Annotated in this window: 6 protein-coding genes; 2 read left to right on the top strand and 4 right to left on the bottom strand. The window is 60.8% G+C overall.

What is annotated here, in order from left to right; translation table 11 throughout:
* Positions 1 to 253: 253 nt before the first annotated feature.
* A complete protein-coding gene (locus tag GX181_02265; protein NLM70772.1) occupies positions 254 to 2,269 on the bottom strand; it encodes a HAMP domain-containing protein in 2,016 nt (671 codons plus the stop codon).
* Positions 2,270 to 2,562: 293 nt separating this feature from the next.
* Here GX181_02265 and GX181_02260 point away from each other — a divergent pair, with 293 nt between their 5' ends.
* The gene (locus GX181_02260) at positions 2,563 to 3,543 is read left to right on the top strand and encodes a hypothetical protein (protein NLM70771.1); all 981 of its coding nucleotides are present in this window, start codon (positions 2,563 to 2,565) and stop codon (positions 3,541 to 3,543) included.
* On the opposite strand, the gene GX181_02255 is transcribed toward GX181_02260, so the two are convergent.
* Together GX181_02255 and GX181_02250 are read right to left on the bottom strand one after the other, a co-directional pair.
* Positions 3,531 to 5,015 carry a long-chain fatty acid--CoA ligase gene (locus tag GX181_02255; GenBank protein ID NLM70770.1) on the bottom strand — a complete coding sequence of 495 codons (1,485 nt, stop codon included), beginning with the start codon at positions 5,013 to 5,015 and terminating at the stop codon, positions 3,531 to 3,533. The genes GX181_02260 and GX181_02255 overlap by 13 nt on opposite strands.
* Positions 5,016 to 5,028: 13 nt before the next feature.
* Positions 5,029 to 5,793: a hypothetical protein gene (locus GX181_02250; GenBank protein ID NLM70769.1), complete on the bottom strand. Its 765-nt coding sequence runs from the start codon at positions 5,791 to 5,793 to the stop codon at positions 5,029 to 5,031.
* A 147-nt stretch (positions 5,794 to 5,940) separates the two neighbouring features.
* On the opposite strand from GX181_02250, the gene larB reads away from it, so the two are divergent.
* Entirely contained in the window at positions 5,941 to 6,690 is a 750-nt protein-coding gene (gene larB, locus GX181_02245; protein ID NLM70768.1) for a nickel pincer cofactor biosynthesis protein LarB, read from the top strand.
* Positions 6,691 to 6,971: 281 nt separating this feature from the next.
* Here the strand turns inward: larB and GX181_02240 are convergent.
* Positions 6,972 to 7,209, bottom strand: a 238-nt coding sequence (locus GX181_02240) for a M20/M25/M40 family metallo-hydrolase (protein ID NLM70767.1), incomplete at its 5' end; no start/stop codon positions are given.

Genomic DNA, 7,209 nt, shown 5'->3' with positions numbered 1-7,209 from the left:
GCCCAGCATCCTGCGGAATGCGTTGTCCTTTTCGGCCATGCGGCTCTCCTTCTGGTTTTCCGTCATTATAGCATTTTTCGGCCATTTGCGGATTCGGGAGTCCGAGCAGCTTTCAAGCCGTCGCAACGAACGGGGCGAAGCGACAGAGAAATCACGATGTCGTCCGCGTTGACGGAAGAGGTCGCACGTCCGGACATACTAAAAAAGGGACGCCCGAACGGGCGTCCCTCCTGGTTCTACTGGTTTATATCGCTCAGTCCCTCGGAACAAGACCGGAGAGATCGGACGAAACCCTGAAACGCGATACAGCCCTCTGGAGAGACTGACCAAGGCTCACAAGCTCCTCCGAGGACGCGGCTATAGCCTCCGTCGCCCTCGTCTGTTCCTCCATCGAACGGTTCACGCCACCAACCTGCTCCGCTATCTCAACGCTGGAGTTCCTTACGTTCTCCATGCCGGCGGCCATCTCCTGAGAGCTAGCAGACTGCTCCTCCGCCGTGGCCGCTATGGTCTGGATGTTCTCGGTGACCGCGTTGACGCGGTCCACTACGTCGTTGATGACATCGCTGGTATCGGCGGCCTTGGAGACAAGATCCTTCAATATCGCGGAGGAGGCATCGGAGTCCCTGAGAGCACCCTCGGTGCGAGACTCTATCTCCGATATGAGGTTCTCCACTTCGCCGGCGGCGCGGTTGGACTCCTCGGCAAGCTTGCGCACCTCCTCGGCGACAACGGCGAAGCCACGTCCCGCCTCGCCCGCCCGAGCCGCCTCTATCGCAGCGTTAAGAGCCAGAAGGTTCGTCTGGTCGGCTATCTGGGTTATCGTCGCTACAAATCCGGAGATGTCCCTGACGGTCCCGGCGAGATTCTCGACAGCACTCTCGACCTGGGTGCCGGCCGCGGCAGTCCTGTCTATCATGCCCGACATGACCTCGACCGACTCGCCGCCCTTGCGAGCGGCATCGGAGATGAGGATCGCACCCTCTCCCGCCTCGGCGGCGGCCTGTGCTGCAGCCTGGGCAGCGGAAGCGACCTCGTCAACACTGGCACTGGATTCCTCCACCGCCGCCGCGGCGCTCTCGGTGTGAACGCTGACACGCTCGGTGAGGGCGAGGACCTCCTCGATAGAGGCCGTCGACTCCTCGGCGGCCGCGCTCAAGTCCTCGGCCCTGTCCTGAACAAGCCTGGACGCCTCCATTATCTCCGCTATGGACGAGGACACCATAGATATCATGGAGTTGGTCGCACCGGCGAGGATCTTGATCTCCTTCATGCCGCTTCTGAGATCCACCTCAGCGGTGAGGTCGCCCCTCCCGACCGTCTCCATACTCTCCGCTATGCTGCGGATAGGCCTGGCCACGGAGTTGGCCATCCAGAGAGAGACGAGAACTATGAGAACAGCAGAGACAACTACGACTATGAGAAGGGCACGCTGGATATCCTTCACAGGCGTCAAAAACTCCTCTTGGGCCGTGGTCACGTTGATGAGCCATCCGGTCGACGGTACGGGAGAGTAAGAGTTCATCTGGTCCCTGCCGTTGAAGAAGTAGCTTGCCCTCCCTTTGTTCCCGGCAAGGCCGTCCTTCGCCGCTCGCGCGAGCTCCGGGGCTATCCGGTCGCTCTCGATGCTCATGTTCAGTGTTCCTATGACGTCTTTCACCGGGTGGGCGATAAGCAGGCCGCTCTTGTCTGCCATGGCGGAGTAGCCGCTCTCGCCCCACTTGATGGCAGACACCTTTTCGGAGAGATTGTCGAGGTTCTCCGAGGCCACGAGCGCCCCCACTGTCTGCCCGCCGTTCCTGATCGGCGCGGCGTAGACATAGGTCAGGGCGCCGGTAGTCCGGTTCACTATCGGCTCCGACACGACGGATTTGCCCTCCTGGACGGCTTTTACAAAGTAGTCCCTGTCCTTGACGTTGACACCCTTGGCATCCCGTTGCACGAAGGCCGCGTCTCCCTCCAAATCCGCCACGAAAATATCCAGGAAGCCAAAGCGATCGTACAAGGGCGCAAGAGCCGGCTCCTGCTCCTCCCATTTCATGCCCCTGATTGCGTTTCTCTCGGCCTGCATCTCGACTGCCAGGAGCCGCTCCTTAAGATAGGAATCGATCTCTTCCGTCAGAGCCAGGTTCAGCGCGTCGCCCTCCTTCCAGGCGGACGCTATCAACTCTCGCCTGAATATGTTCACGGCGAGCAGGCTCGTCGCGGTGAGTGCGAGCAGCGAAATCAACAGGAAGGACGCTATCAATCTGAATCTCAGCGTGTTCATTACAACAGCTCCTCCATATAACCATTATCATTTGGAATTTTTGAACCCTTTGAATTAAAATTATACAACGCAGAAGAGATATATCGCAAGCATACAATGATTTTTATCGTATTTATCTCAATCATGCGTTGTGTATATTATTATGGTTTCTCGACCGCGCCCGCTCTTGGCAACATTACAAGCAAACATGCGCGAATAGTCGATTGACAGCCCGGGGATTGGGCATTAGGATGGAATGAGTCTGGTGGAGAAGCGCGAAGATCCGCGCTCGGGCATGAAACGGAGGGGACATGATGAGGATTGTGACTTTGTGCTTCTCCTCGAGGGGAGAGGCCACCGCGCTGAGGCTCGCAGGCGAGGGCGACGTTGTGCGTGTCGCACCGGGAAAGCTGAAGACCACCGTGGCTTCTTGGTGGGGTCGCGTCGACGCGCTGGTGTTCGTCTCATCGCTGGGCACGGCCGTCAGGGCCGCCGCGCCGCACCTGTCCGACAAGGGCGGCAACCCGGCTGTGGTCGTGGTCTCGGAGGACGGCGGCATCGTGCTACCGGTGACCGGCTCTCGCCTCGAAGCCGTAGACGAGCTCGCGGACAGGCTGGCCGAGACGCTTGGAGCGTCTCTGGTCCGTACCACCAGCACCGACCGGTCCGACCTCACCGCCCCGGACCTGCTGGCCTCCCGCCTGGGATGGACGTTGCTCGGCAGGGAGCTTCTGCCCGACCTGAACGGGATGCTCATGGAGAGCGGCACCATCTCCTACTGGACGGACTCCGAGGAATACCTTCCCCCTCTTCCGGAGGAGTACTCGGCCGCCGACGAGCCGTTCGCGAACCTGGTGATCTCCCCTCGCCGCTACAAAAAAACACCGGCCAAAGTCCAGCTCGTGCCAAAGTGCGTGGTCGCAGGCGTCGATTGCCGCAGGGGGGTGCCCCTCGGCACAATCCGGTCGGTCCTGTACGAGGCGATGCGGTCCCACTCCTTTCTCCCGGAGGCCCTCAAGGAGATACGTACTGTCGGGGAGAAGAGCGACGAGCCCGGCCTGAAAGAGCTGGCCCTGTCCCTGAAGATTCCTCTGACAGTCGTGCCCCCGGATGAGATGGAGAGGTCGAAGGACTCACTCTCCCAGTCCGCCGCAAAGCGCAATATCGACCTGCAGGGCGCGGCGGAGTCCTGCGCCGCGTCGGCCGGCAGGCTTCTCGGTGAGAGGCTGGCGGTGGAGGGGGTGACGGTCGCCCTCGCGATGTCCACCCCCGACCGCGACGCTCAGCTTCCCTGACCCGGCTCCCTTAGCAGTCTACGCAGCACCTTCCCCGTGGCGGAGAGAGGCAGGGCCTCCATGAACTCTACACTGCGAGGAACCTTGAAGTGGGTGAGGTTCTGCTTGCAGAAGTCGATTATCTGGCGCGAGGTGGCCTGCTCCCCCTCCTTCAGCTGCACGAACGCCTTCGGCACCTGTCCGTTGACCGGGTGGGGCATGCCGACCACCACCGCCTGGCCCACCGAGGGGTGGCTGTTGATTATGGCCTCGACCTCCTGAGGGTAGACGTTGAAGCCGCCGACTATGATGATGTCCGTCACCCTGTCCAGTATCTTGACGTAGCCATCCTCCACGCTGGCGTAGTCGCCCGTGTTGAACCATCCGTCCACGAATCGCTCGGCGGTCATCACCGGATCCCTGAAGTAGCCGGTCGTGACCGAGGGGCCCCTTACCCACAGCACTCCCTCTCCCGTAGGCGTGACGTCTTCGCCCTTGTCGTCCGTAAGCTTCCAATCGTAGCCGCCGAGGAAGGGGCCGACGGTCCCCAGGCGGCGGGCCTCGTAATTCGTGTTCACCGCCACCACGGGGGAGCACTCGGTGAGCCCGTAGCCCTCTACGACCCCTGCGCCCAGGACGGCTTGCGCCTTCCCGTCGAGCTGAACGTTGAGCCTGTCCCCGCCCGTGACGATCATCTTAAGCCTCTCCGGCTTGGGTGCGCCCTTGCTCGCCGCGATTATCATGAAGTGCAGCATCGCGGGCACCGCGACGATGACGTTCGTCCCCGAGGCGTGAATTGCCTTCATCGACTCGACCGGGGGGAGGAACGACGCGAGGATCGTCTGCTTGAGGTTCTTGACCAGCGGCATCAGCCCCGACACGGTGTAACCGAACGAATGGAAGTTCGGCAGCACGTTCAGCAGGGTGTCCTCCTCGGAGAGGAGATCGAGCGATTCATACATCTGAAGCGCGTTGTCCAGCAGGTTTCCGTGGGAAAGCGGCACGGCCTTCGGCAGCCCGGTGGTTCCGGATGTGGCGAAGATCACCGCGAGCGACTCGTCCTCCGCGCTCGTCTCACGCGCCTTGAAGTCCGGAAACGGCTTGGAGAGGCTCTCCGCCGTCACGCTCGGCACTTCCCTCTCCTCGAGAGCATCCTTGAGCTCGTCGAGGCCAGGCGCCAGAACCACCGCGCACGGCTCGATCAGCTCCAGCGTCCCGAGAAGAGAGGGCAGACCCGACTTGGAGTTAAGCGGCGAGATGGAGCCACCGAGGTTCCACGCGGCGAGCGACAGGGCCAGCACCAGCGGGGAGTTCGGCAGAAGGGCGGCGATCCTGTACCCCTTTTTAAAACCCGCTTTTTTCAGTATCTCCGTGTTCGCCGAAACCAGTTCGAGCAGATCGGACGAACTGCACCACTCGCCCTCCCACCAGTAGCACTTCTCGTCCGGGCGATCATGAAGGTTTTGCAGTACTATTGCTTCCAACCTCTGCATTTGTGTTTCCCTCCTATTCCGCCTCCTGAACACCTTCCCTGCGGTGCAGGGCGTTGAAGGCTTTTTCAACGAGGATGGCAGCGTCGGCTAGCAGTGCGTCTCTCTCTTCTACCGAGCCGGCCGCCATAAAATGCCTCGCCTTTCTCTCCACTTCGTCAACTGCCAGCACTAGCAACTCCTCTATCTCGACCCCGCCGGGTGCGGAAGGGTCCTTGGACTCGATGGTCCCCCTCAGGTTCTTCAAGCTTGCTATCAGCTCGGAGGCCTGCTTGGAGAAGGGTGAAAGTCCGAGTTCGTCGACCAGCGAACCGAGCCTGGTGCGCTGCACAAAGAGACGACTCCTCTTGAGCGACGCGTTCATGTCCGCCTCCTTGGCCGTCAGCGACAGGAGAGTCATAATTCCCCCCCCACCGACCAGCACGACGAAGCCGGTCACGTGCGAGGCCAAGTAGACCTCGCTGGAAAGGCGCGGATAGAAAAGCGAGAAGAGCACGTCGCCCAGGACGAACAATGAATAGACCGTCAGGGTTGTCGATAATCCCATCATCAGCGGAACAGGAGCGAAGCTGTCACGCCCCGTGACCACGTGGAAGATCAGGTAGGCGAAGGAGAGCACCAGTGTGAAGAGAATAGCCCAGAACGAGATCCAGAAGTTCCCCGTCCTCGACTCCGGGGCCACGAGAAGAAAGATGACGCCGGAAAGCCCCGCCAGGATAAAGGACAGTGCCAGCAGGATCGTGAAGGACCTGCCGAACGTCCTATCCGATGAAATGTACATAAACATAACTCCCTTCGCAGCATAGAGTATCCGCGTCGTACAAGGCGCGGCCGGAGCGGCGTGCTCTTTCGGTATCCTCACGCCCTCTTTAAGCATTATAATCGTACCGGGGTTAATTGTACCCCAAAAAGGAGATGGCCGCACATCATGGACGAACATGAACTGGGTATGCTAATCAAGCGTCTGAAAGAGGGCGCCCTCGACGAATCCGAGTTCACCGCGCGCATAAGGTCGCTCCCCTTCAAGGACCTCGGGGACGTGAAGATGGACACCCACCGCCGCATTCGAAAGGGCTTTTCCGAGATAGTCTACTGCCCCGGAAAGAGCGACGAGCAGCTGGCCGCTATAGCCAACTCTCTTGCCGACTCGGCCTTCAACGTACTCTTCTCCCGGGCGGACGAACATCAGTACGTGGTAGTCCACGAGGCCATGCCGGACGCGATATACCACGAAAGGGCAAGAATAATAGGAGTTCGAAGGGAAGAGCATAGCAAGCTCGAAGGGCTGACCGTGGTCTCCGCCGGCAGCAGCGACGTCCCCGTGGCGGAGGAGGCGGCCATTACGGCCGAGTACATGGGCTGTTCGGTCGAGCGATTGTACGACGCGGGCGCGGCTGGACTTCACCGGCTGCTGGCGCACGTCGACATCCTGCAGAGGTCGAAGGCGATAGTGGCGGTCGCCGGGATGGAGGGGGCGCTCGCCAGCGTGGTCGGCGGGCTGGTTGCCTGTCCGGTTGTGGCGGTGCCCACCAGTGTGGGCTACGGGGCGAACTTCGGAGGGCTGTCCGCTCTGCTGACGATGTTAAACACGTGTTCGTCCGGAGTGGCGGTTATGAACATAGACAACGGCCTCGGGGCGGGCTACTTCGCGGCGAAGATAGTGCGCCAGTCAAGGTGAGAGGCAGGGAAAACCAGATCCCTCGGCGATAAAACCGCCTCGGGACGACAGGTGCAGTCATCCCGAACGAATGCCTTCCCTCTGTCATCCCGAACGGGCGTCTCTCCCGTTCGTGTCCATCGCTTATCCCGAACGACCAGCGGGAGGAGGGATCTAAGCAGGGGACCGAACGGGCGTCCCTCCCGTTCGTGTCCATCGCTTATGCAAACATCAAAACCAGATCCCTCGGCAAAAAACCGCCTCGGGATGACAAGTGGTGAAGCTGTGAGGACTCTTCACCCCTACCCCTTCGCGTAAAGCTCCACTATCTTCAGTATTACCTCCACGGCCTTCTCCATCGACTGCACCGGGATGAACTCGTGCTTGCCGTGGGCGTTGTGCGCCCCGGTGAAGATGTTGGGCGTCAGCAGCCCCCTGTAGGAGAGCTGCGAGCCGTCCGTGCCGCCGCGCACCGGGATGATCTTCGGCTCCAGTCCGACCTGCCTCATCGCCTCCATAGCCGTCTCGACTATGTGCATC

The sequence above is a fragment of the Synergistaceae bacterium genome, assembly GCA_012521675.1.
In the GTDB taxonomy this organism is placed as follows: domain Bacteria; phylum Synergistota; class Synergistia; order Synergistales; family Aminobacteriaceae; genus JAAYLU01.
The sequence above is the reverse complement of the archived record's forward strand: the minus strand, read 5'-3'. Positions and strand labels throughout refer to the sequence as shown.